The sequence below is a fragment of the Bacillus cereus group sp. MYBK195-1 genome (assembly GCF_051916605.1).
GTDB lineage: Bacteria > Bacillota > Bacilli > Bacillales > Bacillaceae_G > Bacillus_A > Bacillus_A cereus.
Window position 1 is genome coordinate 1 of the sequence record NZ_JBQAGZ010000012.1, and the last position, 21,210, is coordinate 21,210.

Sequence of the window (21,210 nt, forward strand, 5' to 3'; positions counted from 1 at the left end):
GTTCATCTGTTGTTTGAAGTTGGTCTGTGTTACCTTGCACTTGAAGGCTTGTAGATTGCTTATTGTTTACTGATTGTTGTTCCTCTGCAAACGATACCAATGGTGAAGATATTACCGTTAATCCTGCCGTGAATGCTACTACTTTTTTATTAAATTTAATATTCATTTTGAATTTGGTATATCTCACTATTTTAATAGATATACCTTCCTCCTTGTACTTCTTTTAGTCTAAATAATAGTGTGAATAATAGTTTAAATAATCATAGCCTGACCCTCAAAGATAATGGATTAATTTTCCACTTCATATGATAAACCGAAATCTTTAAGTCCTACTAGATATATGAGTATTTCAGAATTATAACACAGCACGATTGCAAAAATATAATTAAATAACATAAATAATTTTTAATGTATAAAACGATTCTGGTGCAAAAATTCCAAGACTCTTACAAGTAATATCCTAATCTTGAACATACTGATATGTATGACTCTAAAAAAGGTTTTTGATTAGTATAAAAAAGGAAAATCCGTTTAAATGGAGGCATTATCAGCCCGAATTAATCTTATTAACAGTGAGTTTGGTACCTAAGGGACAATTTGAGCTTCCGTAACCTGGTGGTATGCGACTTAAACAACAAAAGTACTTGAATGAAATAATAGAACAAGAGCATTGCCTAATTAAAAAGCAATGCTCTTGTTCTATGCTAGCGTTCAAATATTTTGACACATCTACAAATATTCATTCTGATTAAGGGTGGCACTATCAAATGAAACAATACCGTCATTCTCTTAAGCAATGTGACATAACACAAAGTATGTCTCGCAAAGGAAACTGTTATGACAATACCGTTATTGGAAATTTTTTCGGTATCGTGAAATCGAAATTTCTGTATCAAAAAGAATTTGAAAGTATAACACATTTCAAACAAGAATTAGCAAAGTATATAGACTACTATAATCATAAAAGAATAAAGACAAAATTAAAGGGTATGAGCCCGGTACAATACCGGACCTAGAGGCTGCCTAATGAAACGACTTGTCTAACTTTCGGGGGGCACTTCAGGTTTTACCGTACCCATCAAACTAATTAAAATAGGTACACTAAAATGATTAGATACCCTAATTTATTTACACAGGTTAGAAACATCAGGCTATTTTTAAAGACTTTAGGATTATTGAATAAACAGTAAGAAATGGATTAATCCAGTATTTTATTCTTCACTAATAAAAGGAGCAATTATTTTTTTTTCATAAGAAGATAGCACGATATTCGTTGAAGGCGTACCATATTGCATTGTATCATCAATAAATTGCTCTAAACTTTCTACAGAATATGTTGCTATTTTGACAATATAGCTAATTTCCCCTGCTACTCTGTAACATTCAAGTACATCTGGATGGTTATAGCAAAAGTTAGCTAATGATTTACAATCCTTTGTCTTAAACAAAATAAGTGCAGAAATTGGGCGATTCAATTTTTTTAGAGAAACATGTGCATGATATCCTTCAATAATTTGCTGTTCCTCTAACTTCCGTACGCGCTCAGTTACTGATGGAGAAGATAAGTGAACGTATTCTGCTAAATCCTTCATTGAAATTTTTGCATTTGACTGTAATAATTCCACGATTTTTTTATCAATCTGATCCATAAATTATCCAACCTTTTTTTATAAACTAGAATAAATGAAATTCTTTATATAATAAAGCTAAACAATCAAATTTCCTTGTTCAACTTATGTATCAGCCTACTATCTTTATATAAAATTAGGATAGAAGGAGGCGATTTTCAATATGAAAAAGATTTGTTTATTATTAGCTGACGGATTTGAAGCAGTGGAAGCGAGTGTATTTACTGACGTACTAGGCTGGAATAAATGGGAGGGTGATGAGTCCACCGAGGTCGTAACAGTTGGTCTTCGAAATAAATTAACCTGCACCTGGAATTTTACTGTCATACCAGAAAAAACGGTTGATGAAATTCAATTAGACGAGTTTGATGCATTAGCTATTCCAGGGGGATTTGAAGAAGCTGGTTTTTATCAGGATGCATACAGTAATGAATTCTTACATGTTATTCAACATTTCCATGCCAAACAGAAGCCCATTGCCAGTATCTGTGTAGCATCTTTAGCACTCGGTAAAAGCGGAATCCTTACAAATAAAAAAGCCACCACTTACAGTCATCCAACAAGTAAACGAAAAGAGCAGTTAAAGAACTTTGGTGCAATCGTACAAAATGATTTAATTGTTCAGGATGGAAATATTATTACATCTTCAAATCCAGGTACAGCTTTTGATGTTGCCTTTTTATTACTTGAAATACTAACATCTAAACAGAACGCTACACATGTAAAGGATCTTATGGGATTTTAGGAATATCTCATCAATAAATGGGTAATTTGTAAATTTTTAAAGTTTATCATTAGTTATGTGGTAAACATCCATGCTCTAGTTCTATGTGTCGAACCAATGGGAAGTCTATCTTCAAATTCACTACATAAGCAATTATAATAGTATATAGTTTACATATTAGAATATCTAGTAGCAAAAGGAGACATACAATTCATGTTAGACACGATTTATACACCACTTATTTTAGGTATAGTCTTTCTACTTTTATATTTTACAGGAAAAAGAGAAGATAGAATGATACTCTTCTTATCTTTCATTTTCCTGATCGATTTCGTAAGCCGTGCCATTGAAGAATCTAGTTTTAGAGGTACAAATGTAGATGCATTTTGGAAATTACTGCATATTATGCTGACATTTATCTTATGTGTACTTGTATTCCGTGATTTCCAAAAATCGTGGAAGAAGCGGAAAGAAGCGAAGAAGAAGATATAAAGCGTTGATGTATCTAAAAAGAGAAAGGTATTCCATCCAAAAATATGGAATACCTTTTTTCTGTTACGAATGTGTTTCTATTTTTTGGAACCATACACCGTAAGAAACCCCAGAAAATGCATAATATCTGCATGTATAATATTTTTAAACACTGTCAGCTGCTCCCCCGTAAAGGGATACAGTTCCCTAAATGCAATTAATCTCGGGTATTTGTCTTTTTAAATTACCTCATGTAATTGCTGTATTTGTTTTTGTGAATAATGTTATTTTACTCCTCTATTCCCTTCTGTTCTAGCGTTCTCCCAAGTCGCATCATCCATGACTATAATAAAGTTATCGGGATCAACGTATAAAGTAACTTCGCAGACTTCTAAAATAGGAGAAAAACTTAACTTTTCTTGAAATAAGAACTCTAGGTACATTTTTGTTTCCACCGCATTGCCTGTATGAATGAATTTATTGTCTTTCACAATATCAACCATCATTTGCATCTATTGTAGTAACTTTTTTATTCGTAAATATAGCCAATTCACATTCTATTCCATAAACGTAGTTATTAATCAAGATTCATTCATAATGTCTCTTACTGCTATGAGTTTATGCTTCTTGTAATCTTTCAAATATAAAAATATTAGTTCCCCTCTTTGGTACAGATACGGAATGTTGTGACCTTTAGTGCCTGCTTCTCTTGATAGGGCATAAATAAGTAATCTTGTAATGTACCTTTAAAGACCTGAACCCCTTTTGAGTATGCGATAACTGTTTTATCAAAATTTGACGACGTAAGTGTAGACATTAGGTTTTTCAGCTTATTTGTTCACTCCTGTTTTCCATTCAGATTTTGTAATGGTCCCGTCAAAGTTGTATGTAATCTCTAATTGGTCATAACCACTCTTATAGATATGCTTCGTACTCGTTCCGTTCGGCTCAGTAACATCTGTCCAAGGTAGGTTACTATCATCTATCTCACGAAAGTTCACACCCTCCTTCGCTATTTGTAACATATCCTTACTAGCCCATCTTGAAAGCTTTGGCTTAATTAGTTCTTTGTATGTTTCCTGCGCTTCTGAACTTCCTAGAGAAGTGAGATTCGCATATGCTTTCTTTTCTCGGGCTGTATATTGCTCCTCTTTGAGTGTTTCCTCTTCAGATTTCTCTGGCTCCGTATTTTGAATCGGCGTTTCTTCCTCTTTCTCAACAGGCTTTTCTTCAGCGCTATCTACTTCTCCATATGTTTCTTCAGGTGGATTCTCTATAGCATACAGCTTAGCCTTCAGCTTGTCGTAATCACTTACTAGGTCATCATACTTTTCGGCTAATTCCATTGACTTTTCTCGATAAAGTTCTACTTGTGACGATAATCTATCGTTTTTTTGGTTATAACAAGATGTTAACCCAAAGAATAGGAAAACGACTGCCCCATACTTTGCAACTGTCTTTCCTTTAATAGATTGTACTTTCTCAGCAATTGTAGATTTCTCTGATTTCATAATTTGTAATCTTTCCCCCTAGTTACTCAATAATCTATTTATAATAATTTGGTTACATGTAAATTTTTACATGACTAGACATCGGATGTTCAGTTGACTATCCTAGACAATTAGTCCTTTTTTGTTTAAATAAATGATATTTCATTACATCATAGACAACAATATCTTCTTGCTCGTTGTTGCTATCCAGTCACTTATTCATGTGTTACCAATTCTTTATTGATTAGCAATTGCTTATAATTTCTTGGTATTACCCCGCGATAACTTTTTGCATTCAGAAAGAGATTTCTTTTCTCCATTTTCTCTAATTCAGATTGTAATTTATCAAGGTCAACTTGTTTTTCTTCTAATTTTTCATACACTTTATGCTGCATAACCTGAGCAATTTTTTGGAGCTGGTAATATGTATCATTCCAGATATTCGCCCACAGATAGAATTCTTCTCTTGTTTCATCCGTTAAATATGAACTATCCACTAAACAAGGAAGTAGTTCATCTTCACCAACTAAATGATACACGGCACAAGCTGGTTGCTCTCCTTTATCTGATACAAAAATAACAAGACGATCTGTTGTTTGTACATAATGAGAAAATGGTACACCTTCTAATACTACTGGTTCTTCATCAGAAATACGCTGAATGGATACATCAGGAAATGACTCCAGTATGGATTGATTTTGATACAGTTCATTGTAATATTTATGTACTAGGTAAACTATTTCCTGCATATGTTGACATGATGCCTGTAATGTACTCATAAATTCCTCCGTTTTCTTCATCACCATTATTCCTTATATAGATATATAAGTATACTTTGATATAAAAGGTATATCATTGTAAATTTATTCTGCCAATCAGCTTATCTAACCATTTGGTACTTATATAGCACCATCTATTATGTACTTCTGTTACAGTTAGAAAAAAGTAGATTCTTTTCATTTATTACGCCTTATGAAGCAAACTCAATTATTATATATATTATAAGATAGAAAAACAACAGAATTTTCATAAAGAACTCAAAAATTTTATTATTTAGGGAGAACAACATATTCGTAGAAGCAAAATAAATACATTGAGAGTAGCTTCCTTTTCTAAAAGTATGTACTAAAAAGGAAAAGAAAGACTAATATGTATTGGTCAATAAGACCTAAATATGTTTACAATCCCACTGTTTTAGAAATGCATCTTTTTAAATTGAGAGGTAAAGGAGAATACAAAATGACAGAAAATCGGGTTAGATTAAATGGAGGTTTTCATAACGATATTTTTCATAACAAAGAGCAAAACAGCGTAGTCAGGATTTCCCCAAAAAGTAAAACGAAAGAGATGGTAATGCAAGAAATAGAGTGGATGGGTTTTCTACATGATAAAGGTGTACCTGTTCCAAAGGTTATACTCCCATTAGCATATGAAGGAGAACGAGTTAAGACAAATTTTGAATATATTCCAGGCGATTCAATTGATGTTAAAAATAAATCACACTGGAATGAAGTAACTTTTAAACAATTTGGTAAAAGTTTAGGGAGAATGCATGCAATATCAAAAATTCACAAATTTAAAAGCATACACCGTCCTGCTTGGCGTAATGATAACCCTGATGTCTTTAATATTAGAGAAAATCTAATTCCGTGGATTGGCGAAAAATATGATAAGTTACTTAACAGTCTCACATCCGATAACATAATGCCTGACAATTTCGGCCTTATCCATAATGACTATCATCAGGGGAACTTAATTATGAACAAGAAAGGATTTATAACCATTATTGATTTTGATGAGTGTTCTTACAATTGGTTTGCACAGGATCTTGCAGTAGCTTTCTATCATGCTTATTGGCAGCACGACTCCTTCAATGGCAATACACATACTTTTTGTGATAGTTTTATGCGTAATTTCTTCAAGGGATATACAACGGAAAATAGCCTACATAAGGATACAATCAAACAAATCCCAACCTTCTTGAAATTAAGAGAGATTTATTTGTATCAACTATTTAATCAATCATGGGATACGAATCATTTAGAAGCATGGCAAGAGTACACCATGCAAAATCTAGAAACAAATATTAAAAATGAAACTCCCTATGCTGGTATTCATGATTTTTCTATTTATTTATAATACCCTAATCATATTTCATTTTATCAAAACAGAACATGAAAACGAGTGTTGAACTTCCGCCACAATTTTTTTCAGTAAAAGTATTTGCAAAAACCTTGTTAGGATTTCTCACTTCTCTTACATACTTACATTTTTATGGGTTTTTTAGAAAATATTTGAAATATAATACAGTTGATTATATTATTATGTGTGTAAGATTTCTAGTTTTGAAAACTTTGAAGTTAATAGGGGGAAACAATAATGAAGTTAGGAAAATTAGCATTAATTGGTGTGTTAACTTTCAGCGGTTTTACTGCAATAGAAATGAGTAAGCCTACCTCACATGCAGCTGCAGCTTACTCAGATCCACTTAATGATGATTGGGGATTTAAAACCATTATGGATTTACAAAATTCAGATGAAAGTACATATCAACCTGATTGGAAGATTGGAAATTTAATTACAGGTGATACATTTTACTTAACACAGCACTTTGGTAGGGAACATTTTGGTGCACAAATGAAAATTTTTAAAGTGCACACAAATGGTACCCTAGAACGATTCCAAACAATAGAACCAGAGTTTATTCCTGGAACAGAAATTTGGCAAACCCCTATCACAGATAGCTATACAAGCGGTACTTATGTCGCTGCAATTAAATATCGTGGTGAATTCACGTATTCAAATCAATTTACAATCAATTAAGGATGTAAACACATAAAAAAAAGCACTTGTAAGAGGGCTTTTATAATTTCTCAATAACTGAAACTACTTAATGCAGTAAAATAATAATTGGATTGGCATCTAATTCTATATTAAGAAGATTCAAATCGCAAGAAGGCACCTTTGGTGCCTTTTCTTTATACAAATTTATAATGTATTATAGATGTTTTATAGTGCTTGAGCGTGATATTATTCAAGTTTTTTCGTAGAGAATGCGTAAATACAAACAAAACCAGTAATACATCTTTTCTGTGCCGTACTGGTTTTGTTTAAGATCATCTTAAATTGTAGCTAGTTCACCGAGATTGCAAATTCCGATTTCGGTGCCCCAGCGAATACGATTGTTCCGTTCTTCGGCAGTTTCACCTTGTTATTGCCACTCACGATGCTAAAGTTGATGCAAACTCCCTTCTCATCATACACCGCAAATGAACCATTTGATGGCAACGTCACGGTCATCCTTTTGTCTGTTGCTGCTTGTGGAATTGTAAACCATTTCGCATGCCCATTTGTATCCAACGTAACTTTGGATGATTGGCCTACATCAATTGGTTTTACATTAGATTCACTTACGTATAACAACCCAGCCATCTCCATATATTCATTTCCGCCTTCTGTATAGAAACGCGTTTCCGTCGTATCACGACCATTCATTACGGGAATTTGGATCTGATGCACCGCGGTGTTCGGACCTGTAATTTTTCTGCCATCCCAATAGCCTGCTGGGCCTTCCTTGCGAGTAATTTGTGTACTAAGAAGTTTCGGTTGAACGAGATATTGAATAGAACTAAATTTCTCGTTTATAAGATAGAACTTGACACCTTCCCTCTTTGCCCATGCAGCAGCGGTTTTCTTCGATAGCACGTTGTCTTCTAGTTTCTCAGCTAAATAGTGGGTCATCACACTTTGCCCTAAACCTGGATGAGATTTATATGCGCTCTCCTTCAAATAAGTTCTTCCATTCTTCTCAGTTACAAAGTTGAGCTTGGAAGTACCCTCCTCATTAATAAAACTTCCATCAGCAGTATATACATATTTTTCTTCTCGATTAGATGGTAAGAACAGTTCTCCGTTGTTCGTAATTTCAATTTTAAAATGGGTTTCGCTATTGCCATAAAATCCTGCTTTCTTTGCTACGCCTTGAGGCATTTTGACTTTGACCGGCTTGCCAAAGGATTTGTTTGGCTTGATGTCCTTAATAGTACCTTTTTCTTTAAGTCTAGTGAGCAGCAATTCAGTTGCCAATAGTTGATTTATAGAGCTCCTACCACCAGATGACAGTACAGCCGCTGCTATTTTCTGTTCTGGTAGCACGACGAGTATAGCATGTTGCAGTGCCGTATCGCCGCCCTTAGCCAAAGCTTTGATCCCATATTCACTAAATGGGTATAGTTTCACACTATCCCAGCCAAGGCCATAGTTAAAAATATTATCTCCATCCCCTGGCCATATTCCTTTTTTATATTCCTCTTGCTCCATTGCCTTGACTACCTTATCAGAGAGGATCCCTTTTCCCAGTCCCATAAATAATTGTGAGAATCGTACCATATCTTCTGCCGTAGAAGATATGCCTCCCGTACCAATTACATTCACCGATTCACTTGGAAGTTGTCCTTGGTACGCCGGGAAATATAGTCCAGCCCGATTTTCATCCCTCCATTTGTCCCGCGGCGTTTTCGTATGATTCATCTTTAAAGGCCCTGTAAAGCTTTGATGTAAAAATTCAGTAAAACTCATACCACTAACTCTTTCCACCAAAATTTCGGCCAGCGTAAAACCATCGTTACAGTATACCGAGAAAGCGCCAGGGTCAGCCTTCAAGTTTTGATTTGACAGTTGCTGTAACAAGGTATCATGGGCATAGCTATCATTATCGTTAAATAAAAATGCATTACCTAACGTAGAACCTTGCAATCCAGAGGAGTGATTCAATAACATACGCGGTGTAATACGTTTGTATCGACCGTCTTTCATCTTAAAATCAGGAACATAACGGACAACAGGAGCATCCAAATCGACTTTCCCTTCATCGACCAATTTCATTACAGCCGCTGTTGCATACATTTTACTGACTGAACCAATCCCATATTGAGTATCTTTGGTTAGCGGCTTTTCCCCTTCCATATCATTCTTGCCAGCCTGACCCGACAAAATAAGTTTTCCATTATCAATTAGCGCATACTGCACGCTATTCGCTTCATAAGACTTTGTAAGTAGCTCCGCCTTCTCTGCTGCAATCTTCTTCAGTTCCTGACTAGCTACTTCTTTACCAGTTACAACTGTAGTCTCACTTTCAGAAAATGCTTTCGCTCCTGTTGGTAGAATCATAGTTACCGCTAATGCAGTGGCTAACACACCAGTTAGCTTATTTTTCATTACGGAATTACCTCCTTAGATAAGTGACCGTTTTCATCATTTGTTTGTTCCACTATGAAAATATGATAAAATTTATCCGTTCTCCCCTTTGACCTACTTGCTAAATTCAGCAAGTAAAATATTTTTAAAAGGATCAGGACTATCAGCTTTAATACTGTTTAAATTGACGGCCAATGTATGCTTGCCACCAAGTGTGCCCCCAGCAAAAGTTAAAAAACCAGGAATGGTTCCTCCATGCCCCCATATCGATACACCGTTTGAAAGCTTTATTTTGGAAATTCCAAGCCCGTAATCGCCAAGTTCATCTGTTCCTGTAGGGACTGTTGTAAGCATTTGCTTTAGTTGCTCTTCTTTCAGTAATTTGCCCCCAAGTAAATAAGAAAAGAATTTGTTTAAATCATCAGCTGTAGAAATCATATCTCCGGCCGAGCTCCCCATACTTGGATTATAATAAGTAACATCTTTTGGCTCACTTGCTCCGTCTAATTGGATATATCCACGGGCATGCTTGGTTCCTGGAATGACGCTTGAATTTCCAGGTAAGAATGTATTCGCTAATTCAAGTGGTTCAATAATTTGATTTTCAATCTCTTCCGCATAGCTGTTCCCAGTTACTTTTTCAATAAGAATTCCTAGTAATACATATCCTGTATTTGAATACGACCAGCTCTTTCCTGGAGCAAAATCTGGAGGCATGGATATTCCCATCTTTACTAATTCTTCAGCAGTATAGGATTTTTTTGTATCCATCATATTAAAATCCTTTGACCTTGTGTAATTAGCGATACCACTTGTGTGATTCAATAATTGCCTGATAGTAATCTGTTTATCATCATATCCATTTCCTTGAATGACACCAGGTAGCCATTTTTCAATAGAATCGTCTAAATTCAAGCGATTTTCTCCTGCTAATTGAAGTACAACTGTTGCAGTGAACGTCTTTGTCACGCTGCCAATCCGGAAACGAAAATCTGTTTTCATTGGTTGCTTGGTACTCAGATCAGCTACACCAGCAGCATAACTCCATGTTTTTCCGCTCTTAGAAACTTTAGCAAGTATCCCTGGATATCCAAGTTGCAATGTACCCCGCATTGCCTCTTTGACGGAATTACGGTCTCTTTGAGTGCTTGTTTCTAACGAGTTAGATACATTTTGAGTGGACTCCGCTTTTACAATTGAGGTTGGAGTTGTATATAACAGAGAACCTCCTGTTATCAAAAGGGCTAAACCTGTACATGTAATTCGACAGTGCTTTTTCATCAAAATATTTCTCTCCCCTATTCATATTGTATATATGGTTTTTTACTGTTTTTAAACTAATCAATCATACAGCTTTTATCTTGACTAAAGACAAAAGGGCGATATTAAATTTGTAATCATTCTTATACCCACTATTTCACAAACGACTTTCTGACCTAAAAAATAACCTATCCTTTTTTCAGTTGTATGTTAACTTTTGTAATGTCTCTTTTCTTCCAAACAAGTCTTATTAATTAATTTGTTTTTTTATATAAATGTATGGTATTTGTTCCTCCTCTCAATCTTCTTTACATTTTAATCATACACAATGGAAATCTCTTTTTTCTTACCTCTTCCTTACAAATTCCTTACGTTCAAAATCACTTTTATAATTGATTATTTTTTATTTTAATAACATTTCATTTTGATTAATCTTTTTCAAATTGGATTCTTTTTAGTGCTCATTCACTAAGGATTTTCATAGCATTTATAATCAAACTTTATTTTAACCAAACAGTAACATGTTTGCGGTATCCATGCTCAATTCATAATAAACATGATATATCCAACAGCTTAAGTATTTTAATATAATATTAAAAAGTGGATATGCTTAATCGCATATCCACTATCCAGAAGGTATATCCTTCACCTTAAACATACTTTCTTCCTATTTATATACTTACCTTCGCTTCTCCAATATCCTGTTTTTTAATTAAATTTAAGTAAAAATGTGAGATAGTTGTATTGTAATAAGGAGAAATGAAAATAAATGATAGATTAAACGTAAACATTCCTATAAATGCAGCTAATAAGAACCAACCAATAAATGATAGCCAAAGAACAAATAATTTTAACTTTTGTCCTTTCATTATTCTTTTACTTTCTCTCAATGCTTCACTTGCTGTATAATCAAGATTCTCTACTAATATGTAATACGACATGGAATAAGAAAAATATTTAATAATACCTGGAACAATAAATAATAGGCTCCATAAAAAAAGAAAAATAGCTTGCATCAAACCTAATTTTATTGATTTAAACAAATTCTTCTTTTTAAATCCTGAAAATACATCGTCTACCTTAACTTCTTCTTGTTTCCCTAAGTGTAAAGTAAAAACAGAATATCCATAATTAAAGATACCTTGTATAACACTGTAAATTAGGAAACATACCAACCCTAAACCAATATAACTTAGGATAAGTATAGCAAGTGCTACTGGATCTACTTGTGGTTGCCCACCTATTGAATAAATAAATAATGCATCAGGGCCAATTAACCCGATAAACAGTACAAATATTAAATACATAAAAAAGGCGATTGCTGATGCACTTAAGGTTGGTACAAAATAGAATAAAGCTGATACTCCTATACCTCCCCCCCATTTCCCATCTAACGAATTCAATGCTGCTTTCTTTAAATTTCCGATCATACTCGTGTCCCCTTCATTTTCTTATTTTCCTATACTGAAAAAATAAAAGAACTTGTAGCAAGGCCCCACTACAAGTTCTTTTAGCCAAATACTTTAGCTCATCGAAAAAATATTTATTCTACACAATCGGGGGTAATGCCTAAAATATGGTTTGTTAACATAATTATGAATTTTTGTTAAAAATTCTATATATTTAGACAAATAACCCTCCACTTTTTCACTTATTTTGTTCATGTAGTTTTACCTATTAAAGATACGTAAAAATCAACTGTACTAATTGAATCTAAAGTTTATTTAATGAATATGAAAAGACCACCTACAAAATTTCATAGGTGATCTTTTTTGTGATTTTGCACTTGTGCACTACTTTAAAAATATATCACAAATTCATCTTTTTTGTTAAAGATTTATTTCTACAAAACAATTCTAGGAGCATAAATTAATTCTTTCAGCATATGAATACTTCGAGTATTATATCATCACTTATTCTTAAATAAAGGTGCTATTTTATCGATCCGATTTGTCCAAATTCCACCTGTATAATCTTCAGGAATACGTTTTATATCTTCGAATGAGTCAAATCCACTTGAAAATCCAAATCCATTTCCACCTACAATGATAACGCGAGTATCTGCTTTATCCATTCTATTAAGAAAACGATTCGGCCATCCCCAAAGCCAAGGAGCTACTTTGTCTGGAATATGTAACTCTCCATGCTTCAGACTTGATGGCATGTAACCAGTCCACCCTAACGCAATATAAGTAAGAAGATCCTTTTTCATAGTTGCTTTTGACATTGTTCGTAAACTAGGGATACGCTCCTCAATCGCAGCAATTGGTTTATCACCACCATATACAGTTAGTTGCTCAAGGCGTTTTGCTGGTAGTTTCTTAAGATAAGCAGCTAATTGGATTCCTTCATTTTCATCATCACTCTTAATATGAATAAGGAAAGAACGATCCGGAAAATGGTTAAGTACTTCATCAAGTGTTGGCATAAAATTAGTCCCATTGCCACGGAATGGGAATGTTTTACCCCCATCAGCTGTATACCCGTAACCAATATCAAGTGCTTGTAATTCTTTTGTTGTAAAATCTCTTGTAACACCTTTACCATTAGTACGGCAATCAAGCGTCCAATCATGAAAAATAACAAAATTATTATCTTTAGTTGGTTGAACATCAAACTCTACTAGATCAGCTCCAGCTTTAAATGCAGCTTCCATAGATGGAATTGTATTTTCTAAATAAGAGTGTTCAGGTTTATTTATACGTTCTGCTGTACATGTATCACTCTCAATCTCTTCCATGCTAAATGTTTGGGAAAGTCCTCGGTGAGCAAGAAGTATAGGAGCCCCCTCGTCCCTTTTAGCAAAAAAAGAACTGTTATTTACATAAATAAATGCGAATAGGAAAAGAATTATCCAAGTCGTTTTACGTTTCATTAGCCTATTTATTTTATTCATTGTATTCTCCTCTTAACTACTCATTGAATTCATTTAAACAATGTTAGACTTTTTAAATACTGATAAATGTTACATCCTATCTTACTACATTGCAATGGATTTCATTGGAAATTACAGGTTAGTAATTGGGTATGTCTTATACATGAATTTAAAAAATTGTAGTGTTTTCTTCTCTTTCAATTAATGAAATTCAATTGATTTTTAATAAAACTATTTAATTTACGTATTTTTATTTGCTCTAACAGGGGTCTCGCCACATTGCTATCAAGCTAAGAAAAATAAATACCCCAAAATGATAATTTTAAAGACTTATTTGCGGAATACAGCTCGGATTTTCATTTTTGGGAGTATAGGTGGTTGGAATATGGCAGGATCCAATGACAATAAAGTTAATCAAATATCCCTATTTCAATCAACCAGCAAGTTGGTTGAAATAATAGTACGAGAAAAAGTGCTAAAGCGAGTGCGATTAGTTTTTTCATTTTCATTGCGGTAATCATTCTATGTATGGCGTAAAATAGACATTTACGTTTGTCATGCTCCTATTATGGCAAAGCAATTTGTATTTTCCCTGTAGTCAACCTGTAGTTTGTCTGTAGCGGAGAAAATCAAAAAAGACCGGCAGGAATAACCCTGTCGATCAAAGTGATAAAGCTTGGTTGCTAACATTAGGGGTGCAGACGCCTCATAACAAAATGGCTGAGATAAAACAGATAGGCGAAATATAATACTACGAATACAGTTACTACCAAGGCAAGTATATTTACAACCTTAACAGTCCTATTTTTGAAAATCTTGAACAATAAAGCATAAATACCAATGCCGATTACCCCTCCAAGCGTATTGTCAAGTACATCAGTAATATCGCTTCTTCCTATTGCGAAAATGAATTGTATAGCTTCAAACGCCAATGTCAAAGCAACAATTGGAAGAACTTTCTTCATAAAAGGCCATTTGCTTTTTAGTATACAAATATATATACCTAAAGGGATAAAAATAAGTATATTACCTCTTATTTCTCTAAAATCAATAGTTCCGCTGTCATCGAAAGACCCCTGAAATGGAATCAGATTGATTACTCGTATCCCGTCTGATATTTCAGAAGAAAAAAACGGTAATTTGAAGAGAATGACGCCTGTCAACAGCAGCATATATATTACAAACAATGCAATTGTAAGTTTATTTCGGTTTTCTGATTTCATTATTTTTCTCCTTGTGTTATTTATGCCTTTGGCAAATCCATCCAAAATAGAACGCCATCCGGAACGTTTTCCAAAGCATATTCAATGTTCATTACTTCCAACGTTTTTCGCACGATGGTCAAGCCTAAACCGTTGCGCCCACTTTTCCGCCCCCGCACTTTATCCATACGGTAAAATGGGTCAAATAACTTAGGCAAAACTGTAGCGTCTATCCTTGCATCAGTGTTTAGTATACAAAGGCGATATTGTATAGCCGCAGGCTCGCTCCATATCCTAATTTCACCGCCTATAGGCGTATTCTGTACTGCGTTCAAAATGATATTGGAAAGTGCCTTTTGAAGCATTTTAGAATCGACAAGGCAGTTTTGTCCGTCAGGAATGTCCATAACAATGCACTGACCGTTTGCTTCAGCTAATATCTGAAAGTCAGGCAGTATGTCAGCCACTAATTGCCTAACTTTCAGTTTTTCAGGATCTTGAGAGATTTTCCCATCGCTCAGGTTGACAATCTCCAGTATCCCGGAAACCACATCGTCCTGCGCCTCCATCATCTTCACGCATTCGCGCAGGTATTTGGGATGATCTTTGTAATCACCTACATTTTCGAGCATACCCTCCAGTAAGATACTTGTTGCCGCGATAGGCGTTTTTAACTCATGTGAAGCCGCCGAAAAGAAATATCGCTGTGCTTCCTCCATTTCCCTTACCCGCAGGATTTCATTTTCTAACCTGGAAATGGTATCTTTCAATTTATCGTACATAAAGTAAATGTCACGCGACAAATCGCCTAATTCATCCCGGCGTATAGGCAGGCTTTGCGATACATCTTCAAGCCTTGTCATTTTCCCGGCGTCATCGGCCAGTCGCTTAATTGGGTTGGTTATCTGCCGTGCAAAAACATACGCGCACACAAGGCAGAGGGCGAGTATAATGGCAAACGCGACCAATGCCTGCACAATTATTTCATTGTAAAAGGCAGTTAATCCCGGTCTGGTCTGGGCGACGACAGAATAACCGAGGGCTTTATCATTATGCACCACATAGTAAAAGTCACCATTGAAATTATCCGTGGTATCAGCACCCGGCGTAGCGTAAATCACGCCACGATTATCATCTATAATGCAAAACTCAAATGATTGGTTGTTATCACGAAACCTTTGCGCTGCTGCGGGAATATCGTTATAATCACTATTTTTTACTCTATTGACCAAAGGCTGATAGGACACTACTATTTGTTCCCTTTCAACTGCTCTGTACAGTGTTAAAAATTGACTTGAAAACAATGCGGCAGTTACTAAAACAATCAACAGCATAGCAACTATCGTATAGGCAAAAGTCTTAACAAATATCCCATTCTTTTTCATGAAGTTTCCTCCAATCGGTAGCCCACTCCGCGTACTGTTTTGATGATATTATCCGGTAGCTTCGCCCGTAGGTTTTTAATGTGAGTATGCACGGTGCTACCATCACCGTCAAAATCGTAGCCCCACACGCGGGACAAAATAACTTCATGAGATAGTGTTTTTCCGTTTTTTTGCACCAGTAGCATTAAGATTTCAAACTCTTTAAGGGTCAAAAGTAATTCTTCGTCGTCATAAAAAACCTTGAAATCTTCCGGCAAAAGAGTCAGCTTGCCATAGTGAATTTCCTTTGCTACCGCACCGCTGCGACGGAGCAGCGCCTCCACACGTTTCAGCAATAGCTGAATCTTGAACGGCTTAGTCACATAATCGTCCGCTTCCGCATCAAACGCTCTGATTTGATTCTCATCATCGGAAAGAGCAGTCATCATCAGAACTGGCGTATTATTCAGCTTACGGAACTCCCTTAAAAGCTCATGACCGTTCATTCCGGGCAGCAAGATGTCAAGAATGACAAGCTGATAGGGGTTATCATAAAACTTGGTATGCGCTTCATCCCCGTTAAAACAGGCATCCACCTTATATCCCGCTCCAGATAAAAAGACTTTTACTGCATTGCAAATATGCTCATCGTCCTCGACAAGCAGTATTCGTATATCCATAAATGTATACCTCCGAAAAAAGGATAACACAGCAATCTGTATTTTCCCTGTAGTTTTAAGATTTATTTCATTCGTCCATCAACAAATTTTACGGTATTCTCTGGAATAGCCCATGTCCAGCCGAGCGATATTCACCTATAATCCTGCCTACTTACATAAAAGCTGTATCCGACGATCTGAAATGCCCCATTTCTCACTGGCTTCTTTCGCTGTCACCAAAACTCATTACCAAAAACAAAGTGCCGATGATTACTGGTTAATATCTTTTTGGTAATGGCTTAAGCGAACATATTACAATCAAATTTTATAGTTTTGACTACTTACCGTACAAAATTCCCGAAATGTTGGGGTTACGCCTTCAAATAATTCTTCAATTTCTTTTTCGTTTATTAGAACTTCTCCTATTTATTCGAATCTAAGAATTCATTTTACATCACTTTTAACTTTATTTTTCCGCTCGGTAAAAATTAACAAAATTATAATAAGAGATTTATTTTTGTTTTTAAATGACTTTATTATCAATATACAACAACCACCATTAAAATAAGGGTCAAAACCTTTGCCTATAAGGGGTACTGCCACATGCCTATCAACTTAAGAAAAGTCAACACCTCAAAAACAAAAAAGACTAATTCCCTAAAATTAACAACTATAGAGAAATTAATTTTTCGTTTAGAGGGTAATTGAAAACCTTAGCTCGATCGCGCGAGACCCCTATTAGCTGAATAGCAATGTGGAGTTACCCCTAACATATGGATAGAAGTGTTTTCAAACAACATTATTTTAATATTGATTTGAAATAAAGATTAACTGTTTATAAAAAAGACGCGATGTTTTGAATAAAGTCGCGACGTTTATAAAAAAGGTGCGATGTTTTGCTCCTTTGGATCTGTTTATCTAAAGGGGTGTTTTTATAGTAAAAAGTGAAAAGAAGATTTGAGCTGAAAGGCGAATTAAGGAACCGTTGAGTAGCAATAAAGTTACTCAACTAAAGGGCCAGTTTGTGGAGGATTTTAACAGATTTTTTAGAGCTATTATTTAAAAAAGGATTTTGAAGTCTTTTGGTGAAAATTAAATATTAAATCTATAAAAGATAGAGGTTGTTGTAATGTTGAAACTGTTTCAATATAACTGGCAAGTTCGTGATGATTGGTTTACATTGTGCGAAGGCATACCAGATGAAGAACTATTAAAGAAACGGGTCGGTGGGTTCGGCAGTATACTACATACCCTATTTCACATTGTAGATGTGGAATATATGTGGATCTTAGGTTTGCGAGGTGAACCAGTGCCTGAGGAGCCATTGTTTGAGGGTTATGCCAGCTTACAAAAAGTGAAAAATCTTTCAGCTCAATACCATGAGAAAGTGAAGCCATTTGTGACATCTTGGACAAATGAAATGGATTCTCGGAAACTTTCAGAAACTGATTTCAATGAAGAACTGATTAGCTCTAGAGACGCACCAATCAGGCGCCGAGTTATTGAATGTACACACGGAGAGATCATACGTCATGTCATTGTCCACGAAATCCACCATATTGGCCAGTTATCTATATGGGCACGTGAAATAGGAAAGGAGCCTGTTTCCGCAAATCTGAGAGGAAGAGGACTATTCGATAATTAGACTGCTTTTGCCAATTTCACAAACGGGCGCGATTGTTGAACAACATAGGTAGAAATGGTCAAACTTTTTTATAAAAACCAAACTTAAATCTGCTGGGGAAGAATCCATTTTGATCAATCTTTTTCAAAATGGATTCTTTTTATTTATCGTAAAACTTTGGATTGCGAGGTATTTTTGATCAAACTTTATTTCAAAGCTACATTTAAAGCATTCATTTATTTGCAACAAAACAAAATATTTTATGTATTATGTGAAGAACAATAAATTTCAATTAAAAATAGGGAGAAATAAGAATGAAAAAATTAAAAATGAGTATGATGGCATTCGTAACGACGTTGTTAGTAATGTTGGTCCCTTCTTCTACGTTTGCAAACACAATTGAGCCTTTTAGTTCTGGATGGGATTACTTAGGAGAAGAAACGCTATATTCAAATGGTGCTGAAAGTTATGTATATGCCTCGACTGGTGGAGATTACAAGATTTGCCGAGCTGCTGAAGTAGGTTCAACTAGTAAGTTAAAAGTTGAATTATGGGAGTACGATCCTGATAGCTATAATGATTATGTAGGCGTACGATATTTAGGACCTGGTGAATGTGGGGTTTTCAGAAATATTGGTGGTTTTGTAGATGGAGGAAATGAAGCGGAATTTTTTGCCAAATCAAGATCTAGCAGTAAGATGCATTTAATCTTTTTTGATTAATTCATTAACAAAATGTTCCGCTCTTTGTTTACTAACTATATTGTACTCTGTTAACTTAATTCGTTAAACAGCTCTCTCTATTAAATTTATTCTTAATTTTAAAATAGTAATCACATCACTTTGCAAACGAAAATAATTAATTAAGGTTTTACACTTTCTCAATATTACGGTATCAATTTTCTTATATAATTAAATTATTCTCATTATTTATTTTATGTATCTGTTCCCTTTGAACCCTACTATTATAGGGTTCCTTTTTTTATAATCATATATTTATTAATTAATTTATCAATTTCCTGACTTAAATGGAGGACTTTCGTATGACTAAAGCCATGTTTATTTACCAGTTCTACTAATTCTAATTTTTTATTTTCTATTAGATCATTTAACTTCGCGACTAACATAAACTTCTTTCTTTCACACTCCCCCTGAACAAAATAAAAAGAGCTGCTCCCAGCTCTTGTATAATAAAAATCTTTATTATTGCAGTGTAAAATTTACCATATTCTATTATAAGTGAATATACATAAATCCAACAACAATAATTTTAGTGTATTTAGAAATAAAAAAGCAGCAATAATTCATTACTGCTACAACTTCTTTATAAATTCATTATTAATAAAAACATATTCTTCTGGTTCATCAGCTTCACCATACCAAGCTTCCATCTTTATAATATGTTCTGCTACTTCTTTTAATATCAAATTCATAAATAATGAAATAGGTGTCACATTATATTCTGTATCTCTATAATTCTTTAAATTGGCTATAAATGACCATTCATTACCTTTTAAATTTGTATAATAGTCATTCTCTTCTTCCCAGTTTCCTACGTGCCACCTCATATATAGAAAATCATCTTCTGCTAATGCTTCATTTATCTGTTCCTTTGTAAATGGAATGTCTGTACTACGATTAACTTTTATATATTCTTTAACAAATGGAAACTTTAACGCTGCTTCTTCCCAGCTTCCTGTATTTATTAATTCCACCAATCCTTTATAATTACTTTACCTCGAAAAGCTGTATACATTTCAAAAGACAATTTTTTTACCCTCTTAAATTCATTATGAATTTAATTAACATATATACTTAACTACACAATAGAAGGTTTTAGGAATCGTATTACGTTTCCCTTTTTACTAAATTCACTCTCATTGTTACAATTCTTTGAGGCAAGATCCACTATATAACTCTCTGAAATTTTAAAAGTTCTTTCCTCATTAAACATTGTCAGAGGAACTGACACTCCAACATTATTATCTAAATGACTTAGTACCATTACAGGGATAGTTTCTCCTTTTAATAAATCAACATATGAGGTCTTAACTTTATAATAATGCCCTTCTAAAAAATGCATTTTTCCGTTTATTAAATCCACTGCAACTCCATTATTACAATACGCTAAGTTTTGATTTAAAAAATGAATATCGTCTGATACTTTAATAAATTTCATCGTTTTATTATCAAATATATAGTAACCATCTCTTACTACAAAAAGATTATGTGGATTGATAAACTCTAGCAGATAATGTGTAATTTCAAAACTAGTATCTCCCTCAATCATTTCTCTGTATTCTACATAAAGTTTTTCTAACTTTTTAAATGTACTTAGTTTGATCCCCTGATTTGGTCTTGATGCAAGTGTTAAGTCATCTAATACCCATTTAGCTACATATGTTGACGTTGGAATCATTTACAATTTACCCCCTTGAAAATTCTATATATGAACATATAAACTATTTAAATTTAATAAGTTGGGCTCTACTTAAAGTATAGGCAGAATCTATTTAATAACTAAGATAATTCTCTAACTTTTTCATATTTACTTCTTATAAATTATAATTATCAAACTCCTACTACGAAATTTTTAATAATCAAAAAATTAATACAATTTGATGTAGCTATTTGGCTGTATAAAAATAAATCAACTATCAATTAACTGGATTTACACTTTAAAAAATGTACAAATCGTTCCTATTATTTCGAGACAAT

General features: G+C 34.2%; 19 protein-coding genes and 4 pseudogenes. 8 read left to right on the top strand and 15 right to left on the bottom strand.

Features of this window, described 5'->3' with window-relative positions; all coding sequences use genetic code 11:
- A pseudogene (locus ACTFRY_RS27765) lies at positions 1 to 166 on the bottom strand (S-layer homology domain-containing protein); the annotation flags it as partial.
- Positions 167 to 512: 346 nt separating this feature from the next.
- On the opposite strand from ACTFRY_RS27765, the pseudogene ACTFRY_RS27770 reads away from it, so the two are divergent.
- Positions 513 to 618: pseudogene (locus ACTFRY_RS27770) on the top strand (IS6 family transposase); the annotation flags it as partial.
- 134 nt (positions 619 to 752) lie between these two features.
- Positions 753 to 1,016, top strand: a pseudogene (locus ACTFRY_RS27775) (IS3 family transposase); the annotation flags it as partial.
- Positions 1,017 to 1,211: 195 nt separating this feature from the next.
- Here ACTFRY_RS27775 and ACTFRY_RS27780 read toward each other — a convergent pair.
- Positions 1,212 to 1,649, bottom strand: a complete 438-nt coding sequence (locus ACTFRY_RS27780; RefSeq protein WP_000372085.1) for an Lrp/AsnC family transcriptional regulator — start codon at positions 1,647 to 1,649, stop codon at positions 1,212 to 1,214.
- 142 nt (positions 1,650 to 1,791) lie between these two features.
- On the opposite strand from ACTFRY_RS27780, the gene ACTFRY_RS27785 reads away from it, so the two are divergent.
- On the top strand, positions 1,792 to 2,373 hold the full coding sequence (locus ACTFRY_RS27785) for a DJ-1/PfpI family protein (RefSeq protein ID WP_086391328.1): 582 nt from the start codon (positions 1,792 to 1,794) through the stop codon (positions 2,371 to 2,373).
- 192 nt (positions 2,374 to 2,565) lie between these two features.
- Positions 2,566 to 2,844: a hypothetical protein gene (locus ACTFRY_RS27790; RefSeq protein ID WP_074593984.1), complete on the top strand. Its 279-nt coding sequence runs from the start codon at positions 2,566 to 2,568 to the stop codon at positions 2,842 to 2,844.
- 263 nt (positions 2,845 to 3,107) lie between these two features.
- Here ACTFRY_RS27790 and ACTFRY_RS27795 read toward each other — a convergent pair whose 3' ends face one another.
- From ACTFRY_RS27795 to ACTFRY_RS27805, 3 genes are all read right to left on the bottom strand, one after another.
- Positions 3,108 to 3,326 (bottom strand): hypothetical protein, encoded by a 219-nt coding sequence (locus tag ACTFRY_RS27795; protein ID WP_087967501.1) that lies wholly within the window; start codon positions 3,324 to 3,326, stop codon positions 3,108 to 3,110.
- Between the two features lie 327 nt (positions 3,327 to 3,653).
- The gene (locus ACTFRY_RS27800) at positions 3,654 to 4,334 is read right to left on the bottom strand and encodes a hypothetical protein (RefSeq protein WP_440032449.1); all 681 of its coding nucleotides are present in this window, start codon (positions 4,332 to 4,334) and stop codon (positions 3,654 to 3,656) included.
- A 194-nt stretch (positions 4,335 to 4,528) separates the two neighbouring features.
- On the bottom strand, positions 4,529 to 5,092 hold the full coding sequence (locus ACTFRY_RS27805) for a hypothetical protein (RefSeq protein WP_440032450.1): 564 nt from the start codon (positions 5,090 to 5,092) through the stop codon (positions 4,529 to 4,531).
- 460 nt (positions 5,093 to 5,552) lie between these two features.
- Here ACTFRY_RS27805 and ACTFRY_RS27810 point away from each other — a divergent pair, with 460 nt between their 5' ends.
- A complete protein-coding gene (locus ACTFRY_RS27810; RefSeq protein ID WP_137070522.1) occupies positions 5,553 to 6,452 on the top strand; it encodes a phosphotransferase enzyme family protein in 900 nt (299 codons plus the stop codon).
- Between the two features lie 240 nt (positions 6,453 to 6,692).
- Positions 6,693 to 7,136 carry a DUF5065 family protein gene (locus ACTFRY_RS27815; protein WP_087967508.1) on the top strand — a complete coding sequence of 148 codons (444 nt, stop codon included), beginning with the start codon at positions 6,693 to 6,695 and terminating at the stop codon, positions 7,134 to 7,136.
- 309 nt (positions 7,137 to 7,445) lie between these two features.
- Here the strand turns inward: ACTFRY_RS27815 and ACTFRY_RS27820 are convergent, their stop codons facing one another.
- The 7 genes from ACTFRY_RS27820 to ACTFRY_RS27850 form a co-directional block, all read right to left on the bottom strand.
- Positions 7,446 to 9,530, bottom strand: a complete 2,085-nt coding sequence (locus ACTFRY_RS27820; protein WP_440032451.1) for a serine hydrolase domain-containing protein — start codon at positions 9,528 to 9,530, stop codon at positions 7,446 to 7,448.
- A 93-nt stretch (positions 9,531 to 9,623) separates the two neighbouring features.
- Entirely contained in the window at positions 9,624 to 10,790 is a 1,167-nt protein-coding gene (locus ACTFRY_RS27825) for a serine hydrolase domain-containing protein (protein WP_097814386.1), read from the bottom strand.
- 650 nt (positions 10,791 to 11,440) lie between these two features.
- Positions 11,441 to 12,199 (bottom strand): DUF975 family protein, encoded by a 759-nt coding sequence (locus ACTFRY_RS27830; RefSeq protein WP_098616332.1) that lies wholly within the window; start codon positions 12,197 to 12,199, stop codon positions 11,441 to 11,443.
- Positions 12,200 to 12,678: 479 nt separating this feature from the next.
- Positions 12,679 to 13,665 carry a glycerophosphodiester phosphodiesterase family protein gene (locus tag ACTFRY_RS27835; RefSeq protein ID WP_240853394.1) on the bottom strand — a complete coding sequence of 329 codons (987 nt, stop codon included), beginning with the start codon at positions 13,663 to 13,665 and terminating at the stop codon, positions 12,679 to 12,681.
- 668 nt (positions 13,666 to 14,333) lie between these two features.
- Complete coding sequence (locus ACTFRY_RS27840; protein WP_000834367.1) at positions 14,334 to 14,867, bottom strand: VanZ family protein; 534 nt, start codon at positions 14,865 to 14,867, stop codon at positions 14,334 to 14,336.
- Between the two features lie 20 nt (positions 14,868 to 14,887).
- The gene (locus ACTFRY_RS27845) at positions 14,888 to 16,231 is read right to left on the bottom strand and encodes a HAMP domain-containing sensor histidine kinase (protein WP_098616334.1); all 1,344 of its coding nucleotides are present in this window, start codon (positions 16,229 to 16,231) and stop codon (positions 14,888 to 14,890) included.
- Positions 16,228 to 16,890 carry a response regulator transcription factor gene (locus ACTFRY_RS27850; protein WP_074593996.1) on the bottom strand — a complete coding sequence of 221 codons (663 nt, stop codon included), beginning with the start codon at positions 16,888 to 16,890 and terminating at the stop codon, positions 16,228 to 16,230. The genes ACTFRY_RS27845 and ACTFRY_RS27850 overlap by 4 nt, the downstream gene beginning before the upstream one ends.
- A 1,108-nt stretch (positions 16,891 to 17,998) precedes the next feature.
- On the opposite strand from ACTFRY_RS27850, the gene ACTFRY_RS27855 reads away from it, so the two are divergent.
- Together ACTFRY_RS27855 and ACTFRY_RS27860 are read left to right on the top strand one after the other, a co-directional pair.
- Positions 17,999 to 18,514, top strand: a complete 516-nt coding sequence (locus tag ACTFRY_RS27855; RefSeq protein WP_098616335.1) for a DinB family protein — start codon at positions 17,999 to 18,001, stop codon at positions 18,512 to 18,514.
- Between the two features lie 293 nt (positions 18,515 to 18,807).
- Positions 18,808 to 19,215, top strand: a complete 408-nt coding sequence (locus ACTFRY_RS27860; protein WP_000734339.1) for a hypothetical protein — start codon at positions 18,808 to 18,810, stop codon at positions 19,213 to 19,215.
- 242 nt (positions 19,216 to 19,457) lie between these two features.
- Here ACTFRY_RS27860 and ACTFRY_RS27865 read toward each other — a convergent pair whose 3' ends face one another.
- From ACTFRY_RS27865 to ACTFRY_RS27875, 3 genes and pseudogenes are all read right to left on the bottom strand, one after another.
- Positions 19,458 to 19,619, bottom strand: coding sequence for an aspartyl-phosphate phosphatase Spo0E family protein (locus tag ACTFRY_RS27865; RefSeq protein ID WP_074593997.1), 162 nt, complete (start codon positions 19,617 to 19,619; stop codon positions 19,458 to 19,460).
- Between the two features lie 186 nt (positions 19,620 to 19,805).
- A pseudogene (locus ACTFRY_RS27870) lies at positions 19,806 to 20,248 on the bottom strand (hypothetical protein).
- A 63-nt stretch (positions 20,249 to 20,311) separates the two neighbouring features.
- Positions 20,312 to 20,911, bottom strand: a complete 600-nt coding sequence (locus ACTFRY_RS27875) for a hypothetical protein (protein ID WP_097863253.1) — start codon at positions 20,909 to 20,911, stop codon at positions 20,312 to 20,314.
- Positions 20,912 to 21,210: the final 299 nt, after the last annotated feature.